Raw genomic sequence first — 24,331 nt, forward strand, 5'->3', positions numbered from 1 at the left:
TATGAAAAAATATCTTATACAAAAGCATTAATACCTGTCACATCTGCTCCAGTAATCAATAAATGGACATCATGCGTTCCTTCGTATGTAATTACAGATTCAAGATTTGCAGCATGTCGCATCATAGGGAAATCGCCTACAATTCCCATTGCTCCAATAATTTGACGAGATTCTCTCGCAATATCAATAGCCATTTTTACATTGTTGCGTTTTGCCATAGAAATTTGTTCAGGAGTTGCTTTATTTTCGTTTTTCAACGTTCCTAATCGCCAACATAACAACTGAGCTTTCGTAATTTCTGTAATAAATTCAGCTAATTTTTTCTGCTGTAATTGATAAGAAGCAATCGGTTTTCCAAATTGTGTTCGTTCTAATGAATATTTCAAAGCTGATTCGTAACAATCAATTGCAGCACCAATTACACCCCAAGAAATTCCGTATCGAGCCGAATTTAAACAAGATAGTGGTCCCCGTAAACTACTCACTTCTGGTAAAATTTGAGATGCTTCAATTTTTACATTTTCGAAAACTAATTCACCTGTTTTTGAAGCTCTTAATGACCATTTATTCAAAGTTTCTGGTGTTGTAAAACCTTGCATTCCACGTTCTACAATAACACCACGAATTTTTCCTTCTTCATCTCTTGCCCAAACAACTGCAATATCACAAATTGGTGAATTTGTAATCCACATTTTTGCTCCATTTAAGATATAATGATCACCATTTTTTGTTAAACGAGTTTCCATTCCGCCTGGATTTGAACCATGATTTGGTTCAGTTAATCCAAAACTTCCAACGAATTCTCCTGAAGCTAATTTTGGTAAATATTTGCGTTTTTGTTCTTCTGATCCAAAAGAAAAAATTGGATACATCACTAACGAAGATTGTACTGATGCAGCAGAACGAACAGCCGAATCGCCACGTTCTAATTCTTGCATGATTAATCCGTACGACATTTGATCCAAGCCTGCACCTCCATATTCTTCAGGAATATAAGGTCCTAAAGCACCAATTGCACCTAATTTTTTCATTAAATCTGGAATATCTTTATGATGTTGCGCGGCATCATCTATCACAGGTTTTATTTCGTTATCCACAAAATCTCGAACAGATTGACGAATTAATTTATGTTCTTCGGTTAATAAATCATCAATCTTAAAATAATCTGTAGTTGAATTCATTTTATGCGGTTTTATTTTATTAAATCTAACGATTATTCATTAAATTAAAAATTATTCTGAATAATATTTATTAAAAATTTTAATTTATGAAACTTTTGACTAATTTAGGTAAAAGTTAAAATCACAAAATAACACAAAAAAATGATAAAAAACGAATTAAAAGAATTAGGTATTTCTTCCGAAAATCTCGGAACATCGACAGGAAATACTTGGTTTGGAAAAGGTGAAGAGCTTTCTTCTTACTCGCCAGTAGATGGAAAATTGATTGGAAAAGTTAAGTCATCAACCAAAGATGATTATGAAGAAGTGATAAAAAAAGCACAAACAGCTTTCAAAGAATGGCGAATGGTTCCTGCTCCGAAACGTGGAGAAATTGTGCGTCAATTTGGAGATAAACTTCGTGAGAAAAAAGCTTCCTTGGGAAAATTGGTTTCGTACGAAATGGGAAAATCCTATCAAGAAGGTTTGGGTGAAGTACAAGAAATGATTGATATATGTGATTTTGCAGTTGGATTATCTCGTCAATTATATGGTTCGACAATTCATTCGGAAAGACCTTTGCATCGCATGTACGATCAATATCACCCGCTTGGAATTGTAGGGGTGATTTCTGCGTTCAATTTTCCAGTTGCTGTTTGGTCTTGGAATACGTGTTTAGCGATGGTTTGTGGCGATGTTGTTATTTGGAAACCAAGCGAAAAAACACCTTTGTGTGCGGTTGCATGTCAACATATTTTAGCAGAAGTTTTAAAAGCAAATAATATTTCAGAAGGCGTTTCTTCTTTGGTGATGGGCGATAAAACAATTGGAGAATTGATTGCACAAGATGCTCGTGTGGCTTTGGTTTCTGCAACAGGTTCAACGCGAATGGGAATTGAAGTGAATAAAGTGGTTGCGGCTCGTTTGGGTAAAACAATTTTAGAATTAGGTGGAAATAATGCGATTATTGTTACGCCAAATGCAGATTTAAAAATTATGTTGACTTCGGCTGTTTTTGGTGCAGTTGGTACGGCTGGACAGCGTTGTACAACAACAAGAAGATTGATTGTGCACGAATCTATTTATGATAAGGTAAAAGAATCGTTGATAAATGCTTACAAACAAATAAAAATAGGTAATCCGTTGGATACAACAAATCATGTTGGTCCGTTGATTGATAAACATGCGGTTGAAATGTATTCAAAAGCATTAGAAAAAATTAATGAAGAAGGAGGAAAAATTATCGTTGAAGGAGGAATTTTAGAAGGAAATGGTTTTGAAAGCGGTTGCTATGTAAAGCCTGTAATTGCTGAGGTTGAGAACCATTTCGAAATTGTTCAACATGAAACTTTTGCTCCAATTTTATATTTAATCAAATATTCTGGAGATGTGTTAAATGCAATTGAAATTCAGAATAATGTGGCACAAGGTTTATCGTCTTCTATCATGACAAATAATCTTCGTGAAGCTGAATTATTCTTGAGTCAGCAAGGTTCTGATTGTGGAATTGCAAATGTAAATATTGGAACTTCTGGAGCAGAAATTGGCGGCGCTTTCGGTGGAGAAAAGGAAACTGGAGGTGGACGCGAGTCAGGTTCTGATGCTTGGAAAGCGTATATGCGACGACAAACGAATACAATTAATTATTCGACAGAAGTGCCATTGGCGCAAGGAATTAAGTTTGATTTTTAAAAATTTACAGAGATGAGTACAGTACACGAAAGATTAGCAAAACATATATTGGCAGATGGATATCCGATTGTAATGGATATGGATAAGTCGCATGGATCCTATGTTGTAGACGAAAATGGCATTGAATATTTGGATTTATTTTCAATGTTTGCTTCGACGGCGATTGGTTATAATCATCCACATTTGATGTCGAAAATAGATTTTTTAGGTCGAAATGCTGTCAATAAACCTGCAATGTCAGACATTTATACAAAAGATTATGCCGATTTAATTGATACATTTGAGCGTGTTGCGATGCCGAAAGAATTGCAATATTTATTCTTTATTTCTGGAGGAACATTGGCAGTAGAAAATGCATTGAAAACGGCTTTTGATTGGAAAACAAGATTAAATTTTTTGAAAGGAATTGAAAAAGAAGCAAGTGATGTTATTCATTTTAAACAAGCTTTTCATGGGCGTTCTGGTTATACATTATCGCTAACGAATACGAAAGATCCTCGTAAATACGAATATTTTCCAAAGTTTGATTGGCCAAGAATTGAAAATCCAAAACGAATTTATCCTGTTACAGAAGATAATTTATGCAAGGTTGTTGAGGCTGAAAAACGTGCGATTGAACAAATTGAAAATGCTTTAGAAACACGCAAAAATAAAGTTGCTTGTATTATTATTGAGCCGATTCAAGGTGAAGGAGGAGATAATTATTTTCGAAAAGAATTCTTTCAGAAATTGAGAGAAATTTGTGATAGAGAAGAGATTTTATTGATTTTTGATGAGGTACAAACAGGAATGGGAATGACTGGTAAAATGTGGGCTTTTCAGCATTATGATGTGATTCCTGATGTGATTTCGTTTGGAAAGAAAACACAAGTTTGTGGAATTTTAGCGAATAAAGAAAAGTTAGATCAAATTCCGAATAATGTTTTCAAGGAATCAAGCCGTATTAATTCGACTTTTGGTGGAAATTATATCGATATGTTGCGTTTCAAATTAATTTTAGAAGTGATTGAACAAGAAAAATTAGTTGAAAATGCGGAAGAGAAAGGAAAATATATTTTATCAAAATTGAATGAAATCGCAAAAGAAACGAAGAAAATTCATTCGCTTCGTGGATTAGGATTGTTCATTGCGTTTGATTTTTCATCAGATTTGGATCGTTCAGAATTCATCAAAACATGTTTCGAAAATCATATGATTATTCTTCCTTGTGGTGAAAACTCGGTGCGAATGCGTCCTCATCTCAATATTTCCGAAGAAGATACCAATAAAGCAATAGAAATTATTAAATTAGCATTAAAATAAACAGCAAAAGCAACCAAACAAAGGTTGCTTTTTTAATTTTGTAAAAGATAAAATAAAAGTATGATAGATTCTTTTTTCTTCGATTTTGACGGAACATTACAAGGTTTTGAAAAACACGAAATCAGTGATTCGACAATTGAAGCGTTGAAATTATTGAAACAAAAAAACAAAAAAATATATATTGCAACAGGACGAAATATGGTGGATATGCCTGAACATATTTTTGATTATGGTTTTGATGGTTACATCAATAATAATGGAGGAATGTGCTCCGACGAAAACCGTCAATCATTTTTTGTAGATTACATCAATCCTAATGATATAGAGGCTTTGTTGCAATACGATGATGAAAATCCTTTCTCATTTTCGTATATGACGAAAGAAGCGTTTAGTATCAATCGTGTGAATGAGAATGTAGAAAAATCGTTTGCTTATTTTGGAATGGAACTTCCAGAAGTAGTTGATCCTCGAACTTTGCCGAAAGATAATATTATGCAAATGAATTTTTTTGTGAACGAAGAACAAGAAGATTATTTGATGAAAAATGTGTTGACAAACAGTGTAGGAACACGTTGGATAGAATATTTTGCTGATATAAATCCGAAAAATATTAGTAAAATGCGTGGAATAGAGCGAATGGCTGAACGCGATAATTTAGATTTAACTAAAACAATGGCTTTTGGTGATGGTGGTAACGATATTAGTATGTTGAAAGGTTGTAAAATAGGCGTAGCAATGGGCGATGCGAAAGAGAATGTTCGTGAAGCGGCTGATTATTATACAACTTCTGCAGATAATCACGGAATATGGAATGCGCTGAAACACTTTGAGATAATTTAGAAACTTATTTTAATTTATATAGAAAAAAAACAACTTAGGTTGAATTTTTTTTCTTTTCACAATGTTGTGTTAATTATGTATTCTATTATTGTAGAATTAAAAAATAAAAATTATTTTAGAGTAATAATTAAAAATTTACAATATAATGAAACAATTATTATTAGCTGGATTTTTACTTTTTTCGAATTTTGGTTTTGGGCAAGAAAAGTTTATTGTCGATTATAAATATGATATAAAGCATGATGAAGAAAAAATAAAGGAGTTTGAAAGAGAGTAAGCTCAAAAAGAGTAAAAGGAATTTGACGATGTAAACACGCTAATGCAAATGCAATTCCACCAATTCCAGCTCCGACAATTGCAACATGAGGATATTTTTTTTCGTTAGATAATGGGCGTTCATTTGTAGTAATCAAACCAGTTCCTGAGCAAATAGTACAGATCTGCATTGAACTTTTTGGTTTATTTGGAGTAATAAAATTTTCATTCTTTTTAGATTGAGCAACAGCTGATTCATAACGTGATAGTTTTCTTTTCGAAACTCCTTGACTTTTTTTTCCAAGTCCATTACAATTCTTGCAACTTATCCAATTTTCTCGAGTACTCAATTTAAAAGTTTTTGTAAAAATAAGATTAATGTAGCTATTTAGAAAAGTCTAATCGTAAAAGATAGAATTAATACATGAATAATGAATTTTTCTGTAATAATAGTTTTTATTACTCAACTTCTTTATAGTGATGATTCTACAACCTTTTTCAGAGATTCAAAATAGGTTTAATATATCCGGACTATCATTTATTATAAAAGTGGAGTATATATGTGATCCGTTTGACTTATAATTTTGGTCAAAAATAAAATCAATTGAAAAAATTATTAAATCATATTGTTTTAGAACCAAAATTACATGTAAAGTGGCTTAATACACTTTCGTATATGGAAAATGCAGGAGCACGAAAAATTTCGGCATGTGAACACAAAACTTTTGTGAATCTTATCCAATTGAAACATGCAGCAGAGGAACATTGTCATGCTTATTATTTGAAAAAGCAAATTAAAAAATTAATTCCAGATAATTGTGTCAATTATGAGCCTATTTATGTTTTAGCACCAAAAGAAACAATTTATTATTTACATTAATTAGATATTCAGGTTTGTCGTTTGTAGAAGAAAGAATTTAATTTTGATGGAGTAGATTTAAAATACGCAACCTATTTGTTTGTGACTTATGCTATAGAAGTGAGGGCCGATGAGTTGGATCTAATATATCAAGATATTTTGACGGTGCATCAACAAAAAGTGATGGTGAAATCTATTATTGTCGAAGAAGAAGGTCATCTTGAAGAAATGATTTCACAATTAAAAAAAATTCATACTGAATGGTAAATCTATTTAAATCAAGTGATACAACTAGAAGAAGTGTTATTTATGAATTGGATTTCTGCAATTGAAAATGAACTGAATAATATCGAAATTTTTTATTCCATTGCAACTATCTCTATTCGAAAAAGAACAAAAAGGAACAAAAAGGAATTAAAAGTTCGTTCTTCTGGAATTGATTTTTATAGTAATGATTATTTGGAATTAGCTAAAAATGAAATCTTACATCAGCAGATTTTAAATGAGTTTATAGTGCAACCATCTTTACTTTATGGTTCTACTGGAGCACGTTTGATTAGTGGGAATTCTGATTATCTAAGTGAAACGGAAGAGATGATTGTGAAAGAACATAAAGTAGAAGCTGTAACACTTTTTTCATCTGGATATAATGCTAATTTGGCACTTTTCTCTGCGCTTTTAACTCAACATGATATTGCTTTAGTTGATGAAAATATACATCCATCAATGCATGATGGGATTAAATTATCCAACGCAAAAAAGTTAAAGTTTAAACATAACGATTTAGATTATTTAGAGAAACTATTGCAAAGAGTAGAAGAGCATTGTTTTATCGCGGTAGAAAGTTTGTATTCGATGGATGGAGATTATGCTCCATTAAATGAACTGGTTGAATTATCCAATAAATACAATGCTGCATTAGTGGTAGATGAAGCTCATGATTTTGGTGTTTTGGGTTATGGATTGGGTCATCAATTGGGTTTACAATGCAAAGTATTTGCAACAGTTGTAACTTATGGAAAAGCGATGGGAATGAGCAGTGCCGAGATTTTAGCTAATAAGTTAGTGATTGATTATCTCATTAATTATGCTTCAACTTTTATTTACACCACAGCTATTGCTGATTTTCATGTGACAGGTTTACGTAAAGGTTATCAGTTTATCAAAGAAAATAAATCGCTTCAAGAGAGTTTAAAATATAATATATCACATTTTAGAAATAGTGGCTTCACGAGTTCTTCGAATAAAAATAGTCCAATTCAAATTCTAAAGTTTGAGTCAACAAACCAATTAACCAAAATCAAAAATCAATTGGAGTTGGTGGAAATAAACACTTTTGCGGTTTTCAACCTACAGTAGGAGAAGGAGAAGAGCGCTTAAGAATCTGTTTGCATGCTTTTAACACACAAGAAGAAATTAATCAATTAATGGAAAAGATAAAAGAAAATGTCTAAACAATTATTTGTTACAGGAATTGGGACAGGAGCTGGGAAAACGATTGTTTCAGCAATTTTAACTGAAGTTTTACAAGCTGATTATTGCAAACCAATACAATTGGGAGATTTAGATTCATCAGATAGTTTGTTGGCAAAATCGTTAACTTCTCTAGAACTGAAAATTCATCAAGAACGTTATTGTTTGCAAAAAGCCGCTTCGCTACATCAATCTGCAAAAGAAGAAGATATTGAAATCAATCTAAATGATTTTGAACTTCCCAAAACAACCAATTCTCTTATTGTTGAAGGAGCAGGCGGATTATTTGTTCCTATTAATGAAGAAGATTTTATGATTGATCTTATTCAGCAGTTTAATCTCCCAGTAGTCCGGATATTTCTATCATCATTATACCAAAACTCAATTCAATAAACTCAAGCGAAGTGAGAAATATAGCAAAAAACAATTAAGTATCAATTTAATATTTAAATACAATGAAAGTATCAAACGAAACACGCCATGATTGGACGAAAGAAGAAATCGAAAAAATCTATCATCAACCATTATTAGATTTAGTATATCATGCATCCAAAACACATCGAGAATGGCACAACGCAAGAGAAGTACAAGTATGCACCTTGTTATCTGTAAAAACAGGTGGTTGTCCCGAGGATTGCTCATATTGCGGACAAGCAGCGCGCTACCATACCGATATTAAAGTAGAAGCTTTGTTACCAACAGCAACAGTATTAGCACATGCAAAGAAAGCAAAAGAAGCTGGCTCATCACGTTTTTGCATGGCAGCTGCTTGGAGAGAAGTACGAAATAATCGAGATTTTGATCGAATAATCGAAATGGTGAAAGGTGTAAATGAGTTGGGATTAGAAGTGTGTTGTACATTAGGAATGTTGACAGAAGAGCAGGCAATTCGTTTGCAAGAAGCAGGTTTACACGCTTATAATCATAATTTAGATACTTCCGAAGCTTATTATGATGAGATTATTTCTACACGTAAATTTGATAATCGAGTCAATACGATACAAAATGTGCGAAAGGCTGGGATTACAGTTTGTTCGGGTGGAATTATTGGCTTAGGAGAAACGCATCAAGATCGAATTTCTATGCTATTAACTTTGGCAACAATGCTAAAACATCCAGAATCTGTACCTGTAAATGCTTTAGCAAGAGTAAAAGGAACACCTTTAGAAAATAATCCGAAAGTAGATATTTGGGATATGGTTCGTATGATTGCTACAGCTCGTATTGTGATGCCTTCTTCGGTTGTTCGGTTAAGTGCTGGTCGAATAGAAATGACGGAAGTTGAACAAGCTTGGTGTTTTATGGCTGGAGCGAATTCGATTTTTACAGGAGAGCGTGAAACTTTATTGGTGACGCCTAATCCTGGGGTAACAGAGGATATGAAAATGTTTGAAAATTTAGGTTTAGTACCAATGGTTAAACAAGAAACAACTCAGACATGTACACATTAAAAGAACGCGATCAGTTGGTGAATTGGCATCCTTATACGCAGATGAAAAAAGCCAATAATATTATTGCAATTGTAAGAGGAGAAGGAAGTTAAATTTACGATGAAAATAACAAACAATATATTAATGAGGTTTCATCGTGGTGGGTAACGCTGCATGGACATGCGCATCCGTATATTGCACAAAAAATGCACGAACAGCTAACAACTTTGGAACATGTTATTTTTGCAGGATTTACGCATCGACCTGCAATTGAATTGTCTGAACGTTTGTTGGCTCTTTTATCTCAAAATCAAAAGAAAGCATTTTATAGCGACAATGGATCAACAGCGATTGAGGTAGCACTAAAAATGTGTTTACAATATCATTTCAATAAAAAAGAAGATAGACCTGTGATTTTAGCGTTCAAAAATGCTTATCATGGCGATACTTTTGGCGCGATGTCGGTGAGTGGAAGAGGAATTTGGACAGAACCTTTTAGTGAAAAGCTTTTTGATGTGATATTTATTGATACGCCGAATGCAGAAAATATAGAAGCAATTAAAGCACAAATAAAAGAAGTTGCACCTAAAGTGGCGTGTTTTATTTACGAACCTTTGGTTCAAGGAGCTTCGGGGATGTTGATGCATGAGGCTGAATATTTAGATCAATTGATGAGGTGTTGTAGAACACATCATATTTTAATGATTCAAGACGAGATTTTTGTAGGATTTGGTTGTACAGGTAAATTATTTACAGCAAATCATTTGACAGAAGTTCCAGATATTATGTGTTTTTCGAAAGGTTTAACAGGTGGTACTTTGCCTTTGGGCGTTACAACTTGTACAGACGAAATTTACCAAGCCTTTTATGCAGATGATTTGAATAAGACGTTATTTCACGGGCATTCTTTTACCGCAAGTCCATTAGCGTGTACCGCTGCGTTAGCAAGTCTTGATTTGTTATTACAGACTTCTACACAACAGCAAATAGCAAATATTGTACATCAACATCAACATTTTGTTACGTCTATTCAAGATCATCCTAAAGTAAAAGTGATAAGACAATGAGGAACTATGTTGGCGTTGGAATGGAATAAAGACGAACAAATATCTTATTTTAGTGATATGTAAGAAAAGCTGTATTCTTTCTTTTTAGAGAAAGTTGTATTATTGCGTCCATTAGGAAATATCATCTATTTAGTTCCTCCTTATTGTATTTCGACTGATGATCTAAATTATATTTATGATACGATTCGTCAAGCTTTAGTCGAATTGGTTTAGAATTTCTTATAAATAGAAAAGTCCTTGTTTACATAAGGACTTTTTGGTTTATAAGAAATAATTATATGTTCAATTATTTTCTTTTTACATTAACAGCCATAAGACCTTTTTTTCCTTTTTCAATATCAAAAGTAACTTGATCATTTTCATTTACTTTGTCAATTAATCCAGAAACATGTACAAAAACATCTTCACCTCCTTTTGCGTTAGAGATAAAACCAAAACCTTTTGATTCGTTGAAGAATTTTACTGTTCCTTCTTGCATAGTTGTATATTTAATTAATTTATTTTTTTGATATTTGAATTGCTCTGAATCCTTTTTCAGACATTTCTTTTTTGAACTGCACTTGATCTCCTACTTTAAGTAATTCTTTTGATTCTTTGAAGTGGAAGAAGATTTTATCGTTAGAAGTTGGTACTTTAATAAAACCAAACCCTTTTGAATCGTTGTAGATATCAACCATACCTTCAATAAAAACATCTCTGTTATCAGATTCTAATCTTTTATTATTCAGCAAATCGGCTTCTTTGTCTTGTAAATGAGGTGGTACATCTGTAAAATTACCAAGTACATCAACATAGACAATCATATCTTCTAATGATTTTCCTTTGTTGTTATTCTCTTTTCTGTTCTCTCTTTTGTTTAATTTCTCTAATTTTTTTAAAGCTTTCTTTTTGCTATTTTCTTTTTTAGATGTAGAATCTGCCATAAATGTTTGTATAGATTTTTTATTATTAATACTCATAAAACCTAAGAAAACATGAATTAATTATCCAACAACATTTATATTATAATGAAGTAAAACTTACAAGTATACGTTTTAGAAAACAGAAGTTAAAATTATATTGACTAGGTCAATTAGTGAATTAAAAAAAGTAAAATAAAGAATACAATTGTAAACTATTAAGACAAAATATCTTCTTAAGTACGTTGCAAAGGTAATAAGTTTTAATGAATTAAATGGTATTAATTTCTACAGAATTCGATATGACAAAAAAGTTCTAACCTAAATGTGATTAGAAATTTGATCTTATTATGATTGATATCGTTAAAATTGATAAATAAATGTGTTGATATTCATACCTGCACCAACAGATGCAAATAATACAACATCGCCTTCATTTATTTGGTGATTTTCCAAATCATTATCCATAATCATTTTCAAAAGAATTGGAATTGTTGCCACACTACTATTGCCAAGTTTATGAATATTCATTGGCATAATATTTTTTGGCACATCCTGATCATATAAACTATAAAAGCGTTTTACAATTGCTTCGTCCATTTTTTCATTAGCTTGATGAATCACTATTTTACTGATATCGTCAATGTTATATGTACTATCATCAACACATTTTTTCATTGCTAACGGTACTCTGGATAAAGCAAATTCATAGATTTTTCGACCATACATTTTGATGTATTTGGTATTCGGACATTTTTCTGAATTATATGATTTTCCAAAGAACAGATAATCTTTTTCTTCGTTTGCATAAGAAGCAGATAAATGGGCTTGTATTCCTTTATTGTTTGTAGAAGCTTCTAGTATTACAGCTCCAGCGCCATCTGCATAAATCATCGTATCTCGGTCGTGTTCATCGACAACTCTCGAAAGCGTTTCCGCACCAATCACCAAACATCTTTTTGCTAATCCAGCTTTCATAAATGCATTGGCTTGTATAACACCTTCTACCCAGCCAGGACAACCAAAAATAACATCGTAAGCAACACAATAAGGATTCTGAATTTTCAATAAATTTTTTACTCTTGCAGCAAGACTTGGCACCATATCAGACTGAATCGTATCGTGTTTTACATCTCCAAAATTATGAGCGAATATAATATAATCAATAGTTTCTGCGTCGATGTTTGCATTTGTGATAGTCGCAGCAGCTGCCATATAGCCTAAGTCTGATGTTACTTGATCTTTTCTAGCATATCGACGTTCTTCTATTCCTGTTATTTGTTTTAATTTATGCGAAATTGTAGCATTATTTTGGTCTAAAATTTCTCCTTGTTCATTATAAAATTGATGCTCTTCAAAAAATTGATTTGAAATTGTTTCGGTTGGAATATATTTTCCTATTCCTATAAAGTGATTTGTCATAGTATTATAAATTGTAGCATTAAATCTACAATTGCTTACAATCTCCGAAAAACTTATTTAATAAATCGTATAAATTTATTTTTTTAACGTAAAAATTATGTACTATTAAAAATAAGGTGATAAAAAATAACAAATTTAAATTTTTATAGAGAATTAATTAATACAATTTTATTGAGAATGGATTTAAATAAATTTTTAATCTTCAGAATTTATTCAGATAGATTTTTGATAAAACTATTTCTCAAAATCTATTACAATGAAAAAAATAATCACACCTTTATTATTAGGTTCAATAGTTTTACTTTCTGTTTAAATCATGAGTTGCACAAATAAAACTGAATTTCAAGAAACAAATTCAAATTATGTTATCCTATTAATTTAAAAAAGTTCAATTAAATTTTCGATATGCCAATATCTTATCAATACGATTACCGTCTTTGTCTACAATTTCTAGTGTCAAATCTTCTACTTCTACTTTGTCACCGACATTTGGAATGGTTTCGTATTTATCTAAGAAAATTCCAGCAACGGTAACATATCTATTTTCGATGTCTTCGTCGATATCAATCTCAAAAAACTTCTCGAATTCATAGATCGAAAATTGTCCATCTATCAACCATGTACCATCTTCACGTTCTACGATTTCGTAATCTTCGTCTTGGTTCTCTGGTGTATCACCAACCAATTCGTCCAAAATATCATTTATTGTTACAATTCCAGCCGTCGTACCATATTCGTCTAAAATAATGGCGAAATGTGCTTGCGAATTCTGTAACATTTCCAACAAAGGATAACTAAACGAATTTTCATTGACAAAAATAGGTTTGTGTATAAATTTTTTCAGGCTAAAATCTTCCTTACTTACACCAAACATATCTTTTAGTTTCAAGATACCGACGATTTCATCCAAATTATTGTTCTTGGTAACGGGATATGCTGAGTATTTATTTTTCTTGACTTTTGCACGGGCTTTCTCATAATCATCCGAAATATCTAATGAAGCAATTTCTGAACGATGCGTTGCTAACGTATTCACACGGCGATCTCCAAGCTCGAAAACACGTTCCAAGATTTCGTGTTCTTTTTCCTGAATTTCACCACCTTCTGTACTTTCTTTGATGATATTTTTAATTTCTTCTTCCGAAACAACTTCGCTGCTATCGTCTTTAATACCAAACAATTTTAAGAAAAAATTATTGGTAATTGTTAACAACCAAACGAATGGAGAAGTGATGATAGATAACCATTTCATCGGTTTCGAAACAATAGTAGAAACCATTTCAGGAAATTTCATTCCCAAACGTTTTGGTAATAATTCGCCAAATACAATCGAAAAATAAGTGATGATTACTACCATAATAATTGGAGAAAGTGTTTTGGCGTAAGGTGCAATGAAAGAAATAGATGTTAAAAATTCTGTTAAATCTGCAGTTAATTTATCACCCGAGAAAACCCCTAACAAGATACCAATAAGGGTAATTCCGATTTGTACGGTTGATAAAAATTTGTTCGGATTCTCAGCAAGTTCTAAAGCTGTTTTAGCACCAGAACTTCCTTTCTTCATTTGATTTTCTAATTTGAATTTTCTTGACGAAACAAGTGCCATTTCTGACATGGAAAAAATTCCGTTCAATAAAATCAATACGACTATTATAACAATCTCCACTTTTATTCTTTAATTTTGATAAAAATAAACCAAAATCTAATACTTACCATAATGTCTCAATTTAATATTATGAAATTTTCTTATTTAATTTTACTTGCTTTTATGCTAAATGCTGGTTGTGCTTTCGGTAGTAGCGATCAAACACCAGAAGAAACAGATACTATTTTACCTACTTTTACAACCGCTGAATTGATTGGTAAAGGAAATCCTACGATGGTGGGGAATGGGTATAAATTGTTGCCAGAAGTTGCAAAACAATTAGAATTAATGAAAGCTGATGCGCTAAAAGCAGGTTTTAAAATACAAGTGATTTCGAGCTATAGAAATTATACGTATCAAAACGGAATTTGGGAGCGCAAGTATAAAGCAAATCAAGCGAAGAAAATTGCAGCGAAAGAAAACATCGAAAAGATTATTGAATATTCTACCATTCCAGGAACTTCTCGTCACCATTGGGGAACTGATTTGGATATTATAGACGGAACGCGCGGAATACCAGCAGATCCGTTGAATGAGAAACATTTTAACGAAGGAGGATCAATGCATAAATTTAAACTTTGGTTAGATGAAAATGCATCTAAATATGGTTTTTATTTGGTGTACACGGATAATTCAGCGAGAAAAGGATTCAAATATGAACCGTGGCATTTTACGTATAAAGCGATTTCTGAACCGATGTTACAAGCTTATAAAAAGCTTGATATTAAAAAGGTTTTACAAGAAAATAAATTGTTAGGAAGCGAAAATTTTACAGATGATTTTATCGAAAAATATCGAAAAGAAAATATACTTGATATAAATCCTGTTATTAAATAGTTAAAGCTCCTTTTTGGAGCTTTTTTTGTGGTATCTTTAGATGAAAAATAAAACATTATACTTTCTGATGAGGTTAACATTTTTCATATCGTTGTTTTTGAGCATGAGTTTACTAACTTTTGCCAAACAATCTATTGTGAAAGATTTGGACGGCGATGGAAAGTTTGACAAGGTTTCGATTAATTTTGAAACGAATAAAATAGAGTTTTTACTTTCTGATACTGAATATAAAAAGCAGAGTAGTTTAGCTTTTAATGAATTGGATCGTAATACGAAGATTGAGAAAACAAAGAAAGGTTTTAAGATTATCAATAAAATAGGAGATGTTTTGTTTACATCTTATTTTCGATACAATCGTCAGACAAAAAAGATTGAATTATCTGCCATAAAACGTTCAATAGTTTCGGATGATTATTCGAAAGAAAATGGCGAATCAACTTTTATTACAGCTACAAAAGAGTTTATTGCGAAATGGAATAGTTTGGATAAATCATCAAATAAAGTGATTGCTTTACCAACGCTAAAAACTAAAATTGATTTGGATGTTATTTCTTTGAATGATTTTAATGATGCATTTCTGAATAAATTTAATCAACAAAGTTTGACTTTTTATAAAGCTGAAATCTCCAAGCAAAAATAATTATTGTTCCAAATCTATTGTTCTGAATGTTAGATTAATTCGTGGCGAATTTACTTTTTTAGTAGGAGGTAAGCGATGCAGCCAATAATCTTGTGTTTCATTTTTCATCACCAATAAACTACCACTTGCAAGATTTAAAGCAATTACTTCTTTGGTTTCTTTGTGTTTAAAACCAAATTTACGTTCAGCGCCGAAACTTAGCGAGGCAATTGCGCCATGACGTTTCAATTGTTTTTCACCATCACTGTGCCAAGCTATCCCTTCGGAACCATCGTGATATAAATTTACCAAACAAGAATTATAAGTTTCGCCAGTTTTTTCCTCAGCTAATTTTTTTAATTCAAGTAAAGCATCAGTCCATGGCAAAGCTGTTTTCATGATTTTGGAATAGGTATAAGCAAATGGAAAATCTCCATACCAAGCAATTTTTCGTTTAGTTTCAATCAATTTTCCAAATATTATTGCTTGATCGTTTTTCCATTCAATTTCATTTAATAATATAGAATAATAATGATGCGCTTTTTCATCGGTCATAATTTGCCCAAAATAATTTACAGTTCCATCTTTAGGAAGTAGATTTTCTTGTTCCTCAAATAAATCGTTAAAAAGGTTCATGGAACTAAGTTATGTTAAATTTTATTTGATTGATGATAAATAATTTGGAAATTATAAAATTATTTTTATTTTTATCAATGTTAAGTTTAAGTTAAAAAATAATAGAAATGAATGTTAGACACCCATTTTTTATTTATATATTTAGTTTAATTTTAGTTGTGATTGCTGGTTTTTACTAAGATTTTAGAATTTGAATCTGCAGATTTATTATTGAATACTACGTTTACAATTTCTGTAATCTCTTTAATTTATGTATTAATTCGTTTGAAAAAGTCAAGAAAAAAATATACGGATTTAGCGAATTAATACATAATATTAAAATAAAAAAGCAACGATTATTTCGTTGCTTTTTTTGTTAAATACTGTTCAAACTTCAATCCTTTTATATTATACGGATCAAATCCTTTGTATAAATCTTCTAATAATTGCATTACTTGAAAATAAGTAAATAATACTGAATATGAAGCTTGTTCTTGATATACAGGGATTTCTACTAAAAATAAAAATCGATCATACTTCGAAATCTGAACAGTATTCCCATCTCGATTAACCAAGCCTATATAACTTCCGTCATAATCCGGTAGGTTATGAAAAATCTCAATAGCTTGTGATAAACTACCTTCTAAAGGTAGCTCAGTTTCAACTTGTAAGTCGTCAGCGTAATTTTCAAAGAATATTTTCACAGTGCAAAAGTAAGAAATTTTAATCTATTTTAAGGAATTCCTTTTTTTTCGGTCTAGAATGATTAAATTAGCATTTCAAATTATGGAAAAAATGAGTTACGACATTATAGTTATTGGAAGTGGTCCTGGTGGATACGTAGCGGCAATTAGAGCAGCACAATTAGGTAAAAAAGTAGCAATCGTAGAAAAAGCAGAGTTAGGTGGTATTTGTCTTAACTGGGGATGTATTCCTACAAAAGCTTTATTAAAATCTGCACAAGTTTTCAAATACTTAAATCATGCAGAAGATTTTGGAATTAACTTACCTTCAGATATTTCGTTCGAATTTGGAAATGTAGTTTCTCGTAGTAGAGGAGTGGCAGATCGTATGAGTAAAGGTGTTCAATTCTTGATGAAGAAGAACAAAATTGAAGTAATTCAAGGTGAAGCAAAAGTTTTACCAGGAAAAAAAGTAAAAGTTACTGCAGCAGATGGTTCTGTTAGCGAATTATCTTCAGAAAATATAATTATTGCAACTGGTGCACGCTCTCGTGAATTACCTGCATTACCGCAAGATGGTAAAAAAGTAATTGGTTATCGTGGAGCATTAGCAATGGAAAAACAACCAAAATCTATGATTGTTGTAGGTTCTGGTGCGATTGGAGTTGAGTTTGCTCATTTCTACAATACATTAGGAACAGAAGTGACAATTGTAGAGTTTTTACCACGTATTGTAAATGTTGAAGATGAAGATATTTCGAAACAATTACAATTATCTCTTAAAAAATCTGGAATCAATATCTTAACAAATGCAGAAGTTACAGGAGTTGATACAACTGGAGATTTAGTAAAAGCAACGGTTAAAACGGCTAAAGGTGAAGAAATTATCGAAGCTGAAGTTGTTTTATCTGCTGTTGGTGTTGTTCCAAATACAGAAAATATAGGTCTTGAAGAAGTTGGTATTGCAACTGAAAGAGGTAAAATTGTTATCAATGATTTTTGTGAAACGTCTGTAAAAGGGTATTACGCAATTGGTGATGTTGTAAAAGGAGCAGATTTAGCACACTTAGCATCAGCACAAGGAATTTTATGTGTGGAGCATATTGCAGGTGAAAAAGTAGAACCTATTGATTACGGAAATATCCCAGGTTGTACATATTGTTCACCAGAAATTGCATCTGTTGGTTTGACAGAAGCAAAAGCAATTGAGGCAGGTTACGAAGTTAAAGTTGGTAAATTTCCATTCTCAGCAAATGGAAAAGCTGTTGCGAATGGTGCTGCTGATGGTTTTGTAAAAGTTGTTTTTGATGCGAAATATGGAGAATGGTTAGGTTGTCATATGATTGGTGATGGTGTTACGGAAATGATTGCAGAAGCAGTTGTTGCACGTAAATTAGAAACAACAGCACACGAGATTATGAAATCTGTACATGCTCACCCTACAATGGCAGAAGCTATAATGGAAGCTGTTGAAGATGCTTATGGACATGCAATTCACATCTAAAACGAAAAATAATAATATAAGTTAAAAAGCAGCTATAAAGCTGCTTTTTTTATTATTACTAAATTGTTAATTTATTATAGATTGAGATTAATTTACTTTTTTTAAGTACCTTTGCGTTAAAATAATTTAAAAATAATAAATATGAAAAAATTCTATTCTTTAGTAGCAGTTGCTGCATTATCTACCTTATCTTACGCTCAAGTTAACGCTATACCAGGAGCTGATTTTGAAGATTGGACTGAGTTTACAAGTGGAGTAAATTCATATGGTTTACAATCTTATGCTGTTCAAGGAGTTGGTAAAGGGGTAGATGGATCTAATTCTTTAAATATTACTACAAATACTAGTAAAAATGATTATGTTTTTACTTCAAGATTAGGAAATACTGTTTCTGCACAACCTAAAGAAATTACGTTTTGGGTGAAAGGGACAGCTGGAAAATCATTGTCATTGAATGTTTATAAGAGTGGATCGGGTTATTATGCGTATAATGTAGGAGATTTAACTTCGGATTTAAAAGTTGTTTCTTCTGAAAATAATCAATATGGTGGTTTAATTGATACAAATGGAAATTGGGTTAAAGTAACATTAGATTTAACGGATAAAACAGATTTAAATATTGCTGATATAGAGAAAGACTTTTTTTCTTTAAAAATAGGTAAAGATGTTGATTATGCTCTTGATATAGACAATATCCAATTATGGGATGTTAATATGAATGTTTATGATTTAACTTCAACGAAAGCAGTTTCTAATACTTTATGGACAAATACAGCTTCTTTTAATGTAAAAGAAAAATCGGTTGTAGAAGTTTACAACATGAACGGACAATTAGTAAAATCTTTTGAAGTGAAAGGAGTTCAAACAGTTGATGTGTCTTCTTTAGCAAAAGGAATTTACATTGTTAAAACAACTTCTAATGGGAAAACAGCTACTCAAAAAGTAGTTAAAAAATAAGAATTAATATTCTTCAATTAATAAAAAAGGGATTCAGTACTTCACTGAATCCCTTTTTATTTTATTCCTCTATTTTCTGAATTTTAAAACCTGCATCGGTTACAGCTTCCACAATTTCTTCTTCGTCCTCAGTCGTATTTACAGTTAATACCTTTCTTTCGTCAGTCGTATCGACCTTCCAGTTATTTTCTCCAACAGCTTCATCTAAAAAAGGTTTCACAGATTTGATACAACTATCACAATTTATATTTGTTTTGAATTTCATTTCGTTCATAATTTTACAATTTAAATTCAAATTTATAAAGATTTCATAAGATTAAAAAAATGTTCAAGTAATATTTGATTTCGAAATTTAAATAAAAATCAATGAAGCGTAATCTTGATGTTGTTGTTATTTCGGATGTGCATTTAGGAACTTTTGGTTGCAAAGCACAAGAGCTGTTAGCTTATCTACAGTCAATCAATCCAAAAAAAATTATTCTCAATGGTGATATTGTGGATATTTGGAATTTTAAGAAAAGTTATTTCCCAGAAACGCATCTTCAAATTATTAGTTATTTGTTAAATCTTTCAGAACAAGGAATTCCAATCGTTTATATAACAGGAAATCATGACGAATTGTTACGTAAATTTACCACAATGCGTTTTGGAAATATTCTTTTAACGGATAAATATATGTTGAAACAAAATGATAAAGTCGCTTGGATTTTTCATGGAGATGTGTTTGATGCCTCAATTCAACATTCGAAATGGATTGCGAAATTAGGAGGTTGGGGTTATGATAAATTAATTCAGTTGAATTATTTTATCAATAAATGTTTAGAGTTTTTTGGAAGAGAGCGTTATTCGTTGTCTCAAAAGATTAAAAACTCAGTTAAAAAAGCAGTGAAGCATATCAATGATTTTGAACAAACTGCTGCCGAATTAGCTATCGAAAATGAATATGATTACGTGGTTTGTGGACATATTCATCAGCCACAATTGCGAAAAGTAAAAACGGATAAAGGAACTTGTGTGTATATGAATTCGGGCGATTGGATTGAAAATTTATCGGCTTTAGAATGTGTAGACGGAAATTGGTCAGTGTTTTATTTTGAAGAACACAAACATACTTTGATGCAAAATTTAGAAGAAATCGAGTTCAATTATTCATTGGATGAACTGATCGTTTCAATTCTCAATAAGAAGTAAATGAAAATTTTATATGCTTTACAAGGAACGGGAAATGGACACTTGGCTCGTGCGCAAAAAATGTTACCAATCCTAGAAGAATACGGAGATTTGGATGTTTTTGTAAGTGGCTCTAATTCACAATTACAACTCGATAGTTTTCAATTTAAACATCATAAAGGATTGTCATTATTTTATAATCAGCTAGGAAAAGTTTCGTATAAACGAATTTTTAAGGAGAATAGTTTTAAATCTTTTTGGAATGAAGTGAATCATTTTCCAATTGAAAAATATGATTTGATTATCAATGATTTTGAACCAATTACGGCACATGCAGCTCGAAAGAAAAAGATAAATATTATAGGTTTGAGTCATCAAGCTTCGCTTTTATTTGATGAAACGCCAAAAGTGAAAAATAAAACGTGCGAGACGATTTTAAAATATTATGCACCGACTTCTAAACATTACGGTTTTCATTTCGAAGAATATAATGATGCTATTTTTTTACCAATCATTCGAGATAAAATTAGAGCATTGCATCCAAAACAAAAAGATTACTATTTGGCGTATTTACCAAGTTTTCATCCAACCGAAATTATGGAGAAATTATCATTGATTAAAGACTCAAAATGGAAAGTTTTTTCACCTTTTGTGAAAGAGGTAATACGTCAATTTAATGTTGAAATTTATCCTATTGATGAACGTCTTTTTATAAAAGCGCTCGAAAACTGTAAAGGAGTTTTGTGCGGTGCTGGTTTCGAGTTGCCTGCCGAAAGTATTTATCTTAAAAAGAAGCTTTTTGTGATTCCGATCAAAGGTCAATACGAACAATTATGTAATTGCGAAGCTTTAAAAATGATTGGCGTTGATTATTCATATGATTTGAATGTCCAACAATTGCAATGTTGGGTGGATTCGAATAAAATTATTGAGAAAGATTTCCCAGATCAAACTGAAGAAATCATTCAGAAAGTAATTTTAGAAGCGTCTCATTAATTATTTTTCCAGAATGCTGGCGTAAATAAAATTAAGATTGTATAAAGCTCTAATCGTCCTAAAACCATTAAAAAACAACATAATAATTTTGCACTATCCGTTAAAGAATTCATTGAGGTACCCGGACCAAATTCGCCAATTCCCGGACCTACGTTTCCTAAAGTGGAAGCAGTTAATGTTAAAGAGGCCAAAATATCTTGGAAACTCATTGTTATACCATAATTCAAAAGCGCAAACAAAATAGAACTCACAATCCATGTAAACATAAACATGACAAAGAATGCCATGACGTGGAAAACGATAGATTGGTTCAGCGAACGATTATTGTAACGAACTGGAATAATTGCGTTTGGATGTAAAATACGTTTAAATTCGATCCAACTATTTTTTAATAATATGACGTGTCTAATAACTGTAATTCCTCCAGATGTAGAACCTGCCGAACCTCCGATAAAGAATAAAGAGAAGAAAATAAGTGTGGTTACAGTTAACCAACTTGTGTAATCTTCCATTGCCAAAGCGGTTGTAGATGCGATAGATACAACGTGAAATAATGAGCTTCTAAATGAATGTTCGAAATTGAACCATGAATAGGTTTCGACGGAATAAGTAGGGTAAATATTGAAAAATAATACGACAAAAACAATAAATGTAACGACAGCAAGTAAACCAACCCACCAACGGAATTCTTCATTTTTCCATACTTTTTTGAATTGTCCTTTAATCAATAAATAAATTAAAGCGAAGTTTGTTCCGCCCAAAAACATCATCACGATTAATACATATTGAATAAAAACATTGTTATTCCAATACATCAAACCTTCATTTTTAGTGGAAAAACCTGCGGTTGCAATCACACTCATCGAATGATTTGCAGCATCAAATAAATTCATTCCACCAAAATAAAGTAATATCGCAAAAAAAGCAGTTAAGCCTAAGTAAACTAACCAAAGGTTTTTCGCTGTTTCTGTAATTCGAGGGTGAATTTTATCCGTGTAAATACCAGGTGCTTCTGCCATAAAAAGTTGTCGACCACCAATTCCAAGAAACGGTAAAATTGCAATCGTCAAAACGATAATCCCCATTCCACCAATCCAATTGGTTGTACTTCGCCAAAATAATATACTTTTTGGGAGACTTTCTACATCATCATAAATTGATGTCCCAGTCGCTGTATAACCAGAAACGGTTTCGTAAATAATGTTAACAAAACTAAAATTCTCATTGATGATATGATCGTTTGGTAGAAATATTAACGAGGTAACATAGGGTAAACACCCCGAAAGAATCAAGAAAAGCCATCCGACACAAACCACGATATAACCTTCGCGTTTGTTGATGTGTTTTCTTCTGTCACGCGTAAAATACATCATTGCAGCTCCCGACAATCCCACTAAACTCCCCGAAACTAAAAAAGGGTAGAGTAGATGATCATTAAAATAAATGCTGACACATGTTGCAATAAACATAAAGAGCGCATTTAATAGTAATAAAACACCCGAAAGATTCAGGATTACTTTGATGTTAAGTGATTTCATTATTTAAAATATTTGGTCACTTTTGGAATTAAATTCGCTTGACTAAAAACCACAACGTGATCTTTTGGTTCGATAATAAAATCTTTTGTTGGAATAAATCCATCATTTCTACGAACAATTCCAGCAATAATAGCACCTTCTTTAAACGGAAAATCGCTTACTTTTTTGAACGCGATTTCGGAATTTTCGTGAATACGAAATTCTAAAACTTCAGCATCTAAATCAGAAATTCCTGTTACATCCATCACAGAACCTTGTCGAATATAACGGAAAATACTATCTGCGGTTAAGAGTTTTTTATTTATAAAAGCGTTAATTCCAACTTCTTGACTAAGATGAATATAATCGATATTTTCGACCAAAGCAATTGTTTTTTTAACACCTTTTGATTTTGCTAAAAGACATGACATAATATTCGTTTCCGAACTTCCTGTCACAGCGATAAAAGCATCCGAATCAGAAATACCTTCTTCCAATAACAATTCTCCATCGCGACCATCACCATTGATAATCAAAATGTTATTTAAATCATCAGCTAAATCAAAAGCTTTGTTTCTGTTGATTTCTAATAGCTTAACGTTGTGCTTATTATCTTTCAAAAGTTTGGCAACTTTGACACCAATACTTCCTCCTCCCAAAACAATTACATTTTTGAAATATTCTTGTTTCTTTCCAAGGATTTTATAAACTTCTAAAATTCCAGCTTTTTTGACAATAAAATAAACGTGATCATCTATTCTAAATTCAGTTTCGGCTTCAGGAATAATGGTTTGATACTCGCCACGTTCGTTGCTACGAATTATTGCAATTGGGATCAAAAGATTGTCTTCGCCACCTTTCGTCGTCAAATACATGTCTTTGTACTGCTTATCCAAAATTTTACAATCCGCATCCAAAACAGTTCCAACCATAAAAAGCTGACCATTTGCAAACGGATGCATCGCATTGAAAGCAGATTGTTGAACCAGAGAATAAATTTCATCAGCCGCTAATTTCTCAGGGCTAATTAATGCATCAATTCCCATTCCTTGAACCCAAAATTGATTTTCTTTGTAAAGAAACTCAGGATTCGAAATTCGAGCTAATGTGCGTTTTGCCCCTAAATCTTTCGCAATCGAAGCACTTGTAAGGTTTGTGTTTTGAAGATGAGTGACCGATATAAAAATATCTGTATCATCAATTCCAACTTCTCGCAAAGCTTTGAAAGAAGTGATATCACCACGATAAGCCATTACATCTAATGAGTTTTCGATCATCAACAACTTGTCCTTGTCCATGTCCATGATGACGATGTCATTCATTTCATTAGAAAGTAATTTAGCCAAATGAAAACCAACTTCTCCAGCACCTCCGATTAATATTTTCATG

The 24,331-nt window shown here is 31.8% G+C and carries 25 protein-coding genes and 1 pseudogene; 15 read left to right on the top strand and 11 right to left on the bottom strand.

The features are described from left to right. Positions 1 to 14 precede the first annotated feature (14 nt). On the bottom strand, positions 15 to 1,181 hold the full coding sequence (locus tag B4G36_RS01835; protein WP_286477688.1) for an acyl-CoA dehydrogenase family protein: 1,167 nt from the start codon (positions 1,179 to 1,181) through the stop codon (positions 15 to 17). 141 nt (positions 1,182 to 1,322) lie between these two features. Here B4G36_RS01835 and B4G36_RS01840 point away from each other — a divergent pair, with 141 nt between their 5' ends. From B4G36_RS01840 to B4G36_RS01850, 3 genes are read left to right on the top strand one after another with little or no spacing between them, the layout of a single operon-like run. Further along, a complete protein-coding gene (locus tag B4G36_RS01840; RefSeq protein WP_291061527.1) occupies positions 1,323 to 2,852 on the top strand; it encodes an aldehyde dehydrogenase family protein in 1,530 nt (509 codons plus the stop codon). 12 nt (positions 2,853 to 2,864) lie between these two features. Next, positions 2,865 to 4,154: an L-lysine 6-transaminase gene (gene lat / locus B4G36_RS01845; RefSeq protein ID WP_291061529.1), complete on the top strand. Its 1,290-nt coding sequence runs from the start codon at positions 2,865 to 2,867 to the stop codon at positions 4,152 to 4,154. Between the two features lie 60 nt (positions 4,155 to 4,214). Further along, positions 4,215 to 4,994: an HAD family hydrolase gene (locus B4G36_RS01850; protein WP_291061531.1), complete on the top strand. Its 780-nt coding sequence runs from the start codon at positions 4,215 to 4,217 to the stop codon at positions 4,992 to 4,994. 209 nt (positions 4,995 to 5,203) lie between these two features. Here the strand turns inward: B4G36_RS01850 and B4G36_RS01855 are convergent, their stop codons facing one another. After that, positions 5,204 to 5,599 carry a hypothetical protein gene (locus B4G36_RS01855; RefSeq protein ID WP_291061533.1) on the bottom strand — a complete coding sequence of 132 codons (396 nt, stop codon included), beginning with the start codon at positions 5,597 to 5,599 and terminating at the stop codon, positions 5,204 to 5,206. A gap of 254 nt (positions 5,600 to 5,853) precedes the next feature. Between B4G36_RS01855 and B4G36_RS01860 the strand changes: the two genes are divergently transcribed. The 6 genes and pseudogenes from B4G36_RS01860 to bioA all read left to right on the top strand — a co-directional run bounded on the left by B4G36_RS01860 (position 5,854) and on the right by bioA (position 10,291). After that, positions 5,854 to 6,129: a hypothetical protein gene (locus B4G36_RS01860; RefSeq protein WP_291061535.1), complete on the top strand. Its 276-nt coding sequence runs from the start codon at positions 5,854 to 5,856 to the stop codon at positions 6,127 to 6,129. Between the two features lie 114 nt (positions 6,130 to 6,243). Next, on the top strand, positions 6,244 to 6,375 hold the full coding sequence (locus B4G36_RS01865) for a hypothetical protein (RefSeq protein ID WP_260509648.1): 132 nt from the start codon (positions 6,244 to 6,246) through the stop codon (positions 6,373 to 6,375). A 42-nt stretch (positions 6,376 to 6,417) separates the two neighbouring features. Further along, a complete protein-coding gene (locus B4G36_RS01870) occupies positions 6,418 to 7,467 on the top strand; it encodes an aminotransferase class I/II-fold pyridoxal phosphate-dependent enzyme (RefSeq protein WP_291061538.1) in 1,050 nt (349 codons plus the stop codon). An 87-nt stretch (positions 7,468 to 7,554) separates the two neighbouring features. After that, the gene (gene bioD / locus B4G36_RS01875; RefSeq protein ID WP_291059946.1) at positions 7,555 to 7,974 is read left to right on the top strand and encodes an ATP-dependent dethiobiotin synthetase BioD; all 420 of its coding nucleotides are present in this window, start codon (positions 7,555 to 7,557) and stop codon (positions 7,972 to 7,974) included. Between the two features lie 62 nt (positions 7,975 to 8,036). Then, entirely contained in the window at positions 8,037 to 9,032 is a 996-nt protein-coding gene (gene bioB, locus B4G36_RS01880) for a biotin synthase BioB (protein WP_291061540.1), read from the top strand. Further along, positions 9,020 to 10,291: pseudogene (gene bioA, locus B4G36_RS01885) on the top strand (adenosylmethionine--8-amino-7-oxononanoate transaminase). The gene bioB and the pseudogene bioA overlap by 13 nt, the downstream one beginning before the upstream one ends. A gap of 73 nt (positions 10,292 to 10,364) precedes the next feature. Here the strand turns inward: bioA and B4G36_RS01890 are convergent. The 4 genes from B4G36_RS01890 to B4G36_RS01905 all read right to left on the bottom strand — a co-directional run bounded on the left by B4G36_RS01890 (position 10,365) and on the right by B4G36_RS01905 (position 14,065). Next, complete coding sequence (locus B4G36_RS01890; protein ID WP_291061542.1) at positions 10,365 to 10,556, bottom strand: cold-shock protein; 192 nt, start codon at positions 10,554 to 10,556, stop codon at positions 10,365 to 10,367. A 19-nt stretch (positions 10,557 to 10,575) separates the two neighbouring features. Next, positions 10,576 to 11,037 carry a cold shock domain-containing protein gene (locus B4G36_RS01895; RefSeq protein ID WP_291061544.1) on the bottom strand — a complete coding sequence of 154 codons (462 nt, stop codon included), beginning with the start codon at positions 11,035 to 11,037 and terminating at the stop codon, positions 10,576 to 10,578. A gap of 303 nt (positions 11,038 to 11,340) precedes the next feature. Continuing rightward, the gene (locus B4G36_RS01900) at positions 11,341 to 12,399 is read right to left on the bottom strand and encodes a 3-oxoacyl-ACP synthase III family protein (protein WP_291061546.1); all 1,059 of its coding nucleotides are present in this window, start codon (positions 12,397 to 12,399) and stop codon (positions 11,341 to 11,343) included. A gap of 388 nt (positions 12,400 to 12,787) precedes the next feature. Next, complete coding sequence (locus B4G36_RS01905; RefSeq protein ID WP_291061548.1) at positions 12,788 to 14,065, bottom strand: hemolysin family protein; 1,278 nt, start codon at positions 14,063 to 14,065, stop codon at positions 12,788 to 12,790. 69 nt (positions 14,066 to 14,134) lie between these two features. Here B4G36_RS01905 and B4G36_RS01910 point away from each other — a divergent pair, with 69 nt between their 5' ends. Together B4G36_RS01910 and B4G36_RS01915 are read left to right on the top strand one after the other, a co-directional pair. Then, on the top strand, positions 14,135 to 14,881 hold the full coding sequence (locus B4G36_RS01910; protein WP_291061550.1) for a M15 family metallopeptidase: 747 nt from the start codon (positions 14,135 to 14,137) through the stop codon (positions 14,879 to 14,881). A gap of 103 nt (positions 14,882 to 14,984) precedes the next feature. Next, entirely contained in the window at positions 14,985 to 15,521 is a 537-nt protein-coding gene (locus B4G36_RS01915; RefSeq protein WP_291061551.1) for a hypothetical protein, read from the top strand. Here the strand turns inward: B4G36_RS01915 and B4G36_RS01920 are convergent, their stop codons facing one another. After that, positions 15,522 to 16,136, bottom strand: coding sequence for an alpha-ketoglutarate-dependent dioxygenase AlkB family protein (locus tag B4G36_RS01920; RefSeq protein WP_291061553.1), 615 nt, complete (start codon positions 16,134 to 16,136; stop codon positions 15,522 to 15,524). It lies immediately after the preceding gene. Positions 16,137 to 16,471: 335 nt separating this feature from the next. Beyond that, the gene (locus B4G36_RS01925; protein ID WP_291061555.1) at positions 16,472 to 16,819 is read right to left on the bottom strand and encodes a hypothetical protein; all 348 of its coding nucleotides are present in this window, start codon (positions 16,817 to 16,819) and stop codon (positions 16,472 to 16,474) included. Positions 16,820 to 16,910: 91 nt separating this feature from the next. Between B4G36_RS01925 and lpdA the strand changes: the two genes are divergently transcribed. Then, on the top strand, positions 16,911 to 18,302 hold the full coding sequence (gene lpdA / locus B4G36_RS01930; RefSeq protein ID WP_291061672.1) for a dihydrolipoyl dehydrogenase: 1,392 nt from the start codon (positions 16,911 to 16,913) through the stop codon (positions 18,300 to 18,302). Between the two features lie 141 nt (positions 18,303 to 18,443). After that, positions 18,444 to 19,259: a T9SS type A sorting domain-containing protein gene (locus tag B4G36_RS01935; RefSeq protein WP_291061557.1), complete on the top strand. Its 816-nt coding sequence runs from the start codon at positions 18,444 to 18,446 to the stop codon at positions 19,257 to 19,259. A gap of 61 nt (positions 19,260 to 19,320) precedes the next feature. Here B4G36_RS01935 and B4G36_RS01940 read toward each other — a convergent pair whose 3' ends face one another. After that, positions 19,321 to 19,533, bottom strand: a complete 213-nt coding sequence (locus B4G36_RS01940) for a heavy-metal-associated domain-containing protein (RefSeq protein ID WP_171622240.1) — start codon at positions 19,531 to 19,533, stop codon at positions 19,321 to 19,323. Positions 19,534 to 19,625: 92 nt separating this feature from the next. Between B4G36_RS01940 and B4G36_RS01945 the strand changes: the two genes are divergently transcribed. Continuing rightward, positions 19,626 to 20,450: a UDP-2,3-diacylglucosamine diphosphatase gene (locus B4G36_RS01945; protein WP_180906653.1), complete on the top strand. Its 825-nt coding sequence runs from the start codon at positions 19,626 to 19,628 to the stop codon at positions 20,448 to 20,450. Continuing rightward, positions 20,451 to 21,425 carry a glycosyltransferase family protein gene (locus B4G36_RS01950; protein WP_291061562.1) on the top strand — a complete coding sequence of 325 codons (975 nt, stop codon included), beginning with the start codon at positions 20,451 to 20,453 and terminating at the stop codon, positions 21,423 to 21,425. Here B4G36_RS01950 and B4G36_RS01955 read toward each other — a convergent pair. Next, positions 21,422 to 22,963, bottom strand: coding sequence for a TrkH family potassium uptake protein (locus B4G36_RS01955; RefSeq protein ID WP_291061563.1), 1,542 nt, complete (start codon positions 22,961 to 22,963; stop codon positions 21,422 to 21,424). The genes B4G36_RS01950 and B4G36_RS01955 overlap by 4 nt on opposite strands. After that, positions 22,963 to 24,330 (bottom strand): Trk system potassium transporter TrkA, encoded by a 1,368-nt coding sequence (gene trkA / locus B4G36_RS01960; RefSeq protein ID WP_291061565.1) that lies wholly within the window; start codon positions 24,328 to 24,330, stop codon positions 22,963 to 22,965. The genes B4G36_RS01955 and trkA overlap by 1 nt, the downstream gene beginning before the upstream one ends. Position 24,331: the final 1 nt, after the last annotated feature.

This window comes from Empedobacter sp. UBA3239 (genome assembly GCF_002362875.1).
In the GTDB taxonomy this organism is placed as follows: Bacteria; Bacteroidota; Bacteroidia; order Flavobacteriales; family Weeksellaceae; genus Empedobacter; species Empedobacter falsenii_B.

What these genes read in the sequence shown, in the direction of transcription:
- B4G36_RS01835 (WP_286477688.1), bottom strand. Translation starts at nt 1,181, where the DNA reads ATGAATTCAACTACAGATTATTTTAAGATTGATGATTTATTAACCGAA.
- B4G36_RS01840 (WP_291061527.1), top strand. Translation starts at nt 1,323, where the DNA reads ATGATAAAAAACGAATTAAAAGAATTAGGTATTTCTTCCGAAAATCTC.
- lat (WP_291061529.1), top strand. Translation starts at nt 2,865, where the DNA reads ATGAGTACAGTACACGAAAGATTAGCAAAACATATATTGGCAGATGGA.
- B4G36_RS01850 (WP_291061531.1), top strand. Translation starts at nt 4,215, where the DNA reads ATGATAGATTCTTTTTTCTTCGATTTTGACGGAACATTACAAGGTTTT.
- B4G36_RS01870 (WP_291061538.1), top strand. Translation starts at nt 6,418, where the DNA reads ATGAATTGGATTTCTGCAATTGAAAATGAACTGAATAATATCGAAATT.
- bioD (WP_291059946.1), top strand. Translation starts at nt 7,555, where the DNA reads ATGTCTAAACAATTATTTGTTACAGGAATTGGGACAGGAGCTGGGAAA.
- bioB (WP_291061540.1), top strand. Translation starts at nt 8,037, where the DNA reads ATGAAAGTATCAAACGAAACACGCCATGATTGGACGAAAGAAGAAATC.
- B4G36_RS01890 (WP_291061542.1), bottom strand. Translation starts at nt 10,556, where the DNA reads ATGCAAGAAGGAACAGTAAAATTCTTCAACGAATCAAAAGGTTTTGGT.
- B4G36_RS01895 (WP_291061544.1), bottom strand. Translation starts at nt 11,037, where the DNA reads ATGAGTATTAATAATAAAAAATCTATACAAACATTTATGGCAGATTCT.
- B4G36_RS01900 (WP_291061546.1), bottom strand. Translation starts at nt 12,399, where the DNA reads ATGACAAATCACTTTATAGGAATAGGAAAATATATTCCAACCGAAACA.
- B4G36_RS01910 (WP_291061550.1), top strand. Translation starts at nt 14,135, where the DNA reads ATGAAATTTTCTTATTTAATTTTACTTGCTTTTATGCTAAATGCTGGT.
- B4G36_RS01915 (WP_291061551.1), top strand. Translation starts at nt 14,985, where the DNA reads ATGAGTTTACTAACTTTTGCCAAACAATCTATTGTGAAAGATTTGGAC.
- B4G36_RS01920 (WP_291061553.1), bottom strand. Translation starts at nt 16,136, where the DNA reads ATGAACCTTTTTAACGATTTATTTGAGGAACAAGAAAATCTACTTCCT.
- lpdA (WP_291061672.1), top strand. Translation starts at nt 16,911, where the DNA reads ATGAGTTACGACATTATAGTTATTGGAAGTGGTCCTGGTGGATACGTA.
- B4G36_RS01935 (WP_291061557.1), top strand. Translation starts at nt 18,444, where the DNA reads ATGAAAAAATTCTATTCTTTAGTAGCAGTTGCTGCATTATCTACCTTA.
- B4G36_RS01940 (WP_171622240.1), bottom strand. Translation starts at nt 19,533, where the DNA reads ATGAACGAAATGAAATTCAAAACAAATATAAATTGTGATAGTTGTATC.
- B4G36_RS01945 (WP_180906653.1), top strand. Translation starts at nt 19,626, where the DNA reads ATGAAGCGTAATCTTGATGTTGTTGTTATTTCGGATGTGCATTTAGGA.
- B4G36_RS01950 (WP_291061562.1), top strand. Translation starts at nt 20,451, where the DNA reads ATGAAAATTTTATATGCTTTACAAGGAACGGGAAATGGACACTTGGCT.
- B4G36_RS01955 (WP_291061563.1), bottom strand. Translation starts at nt 22,963, where the DNA reads ATGAAATCACTTAACATCAAAGTAATCCTGAATCTTTCGGGTGTTTTA.
- trkA (WP_291061565.1), bottom strand. Translation starts at nt 24,330, where the DNA reads ATGAAAATATTAATCGGAGGTGCTGGAGAAGTTGGTTTTCATTTGGCT.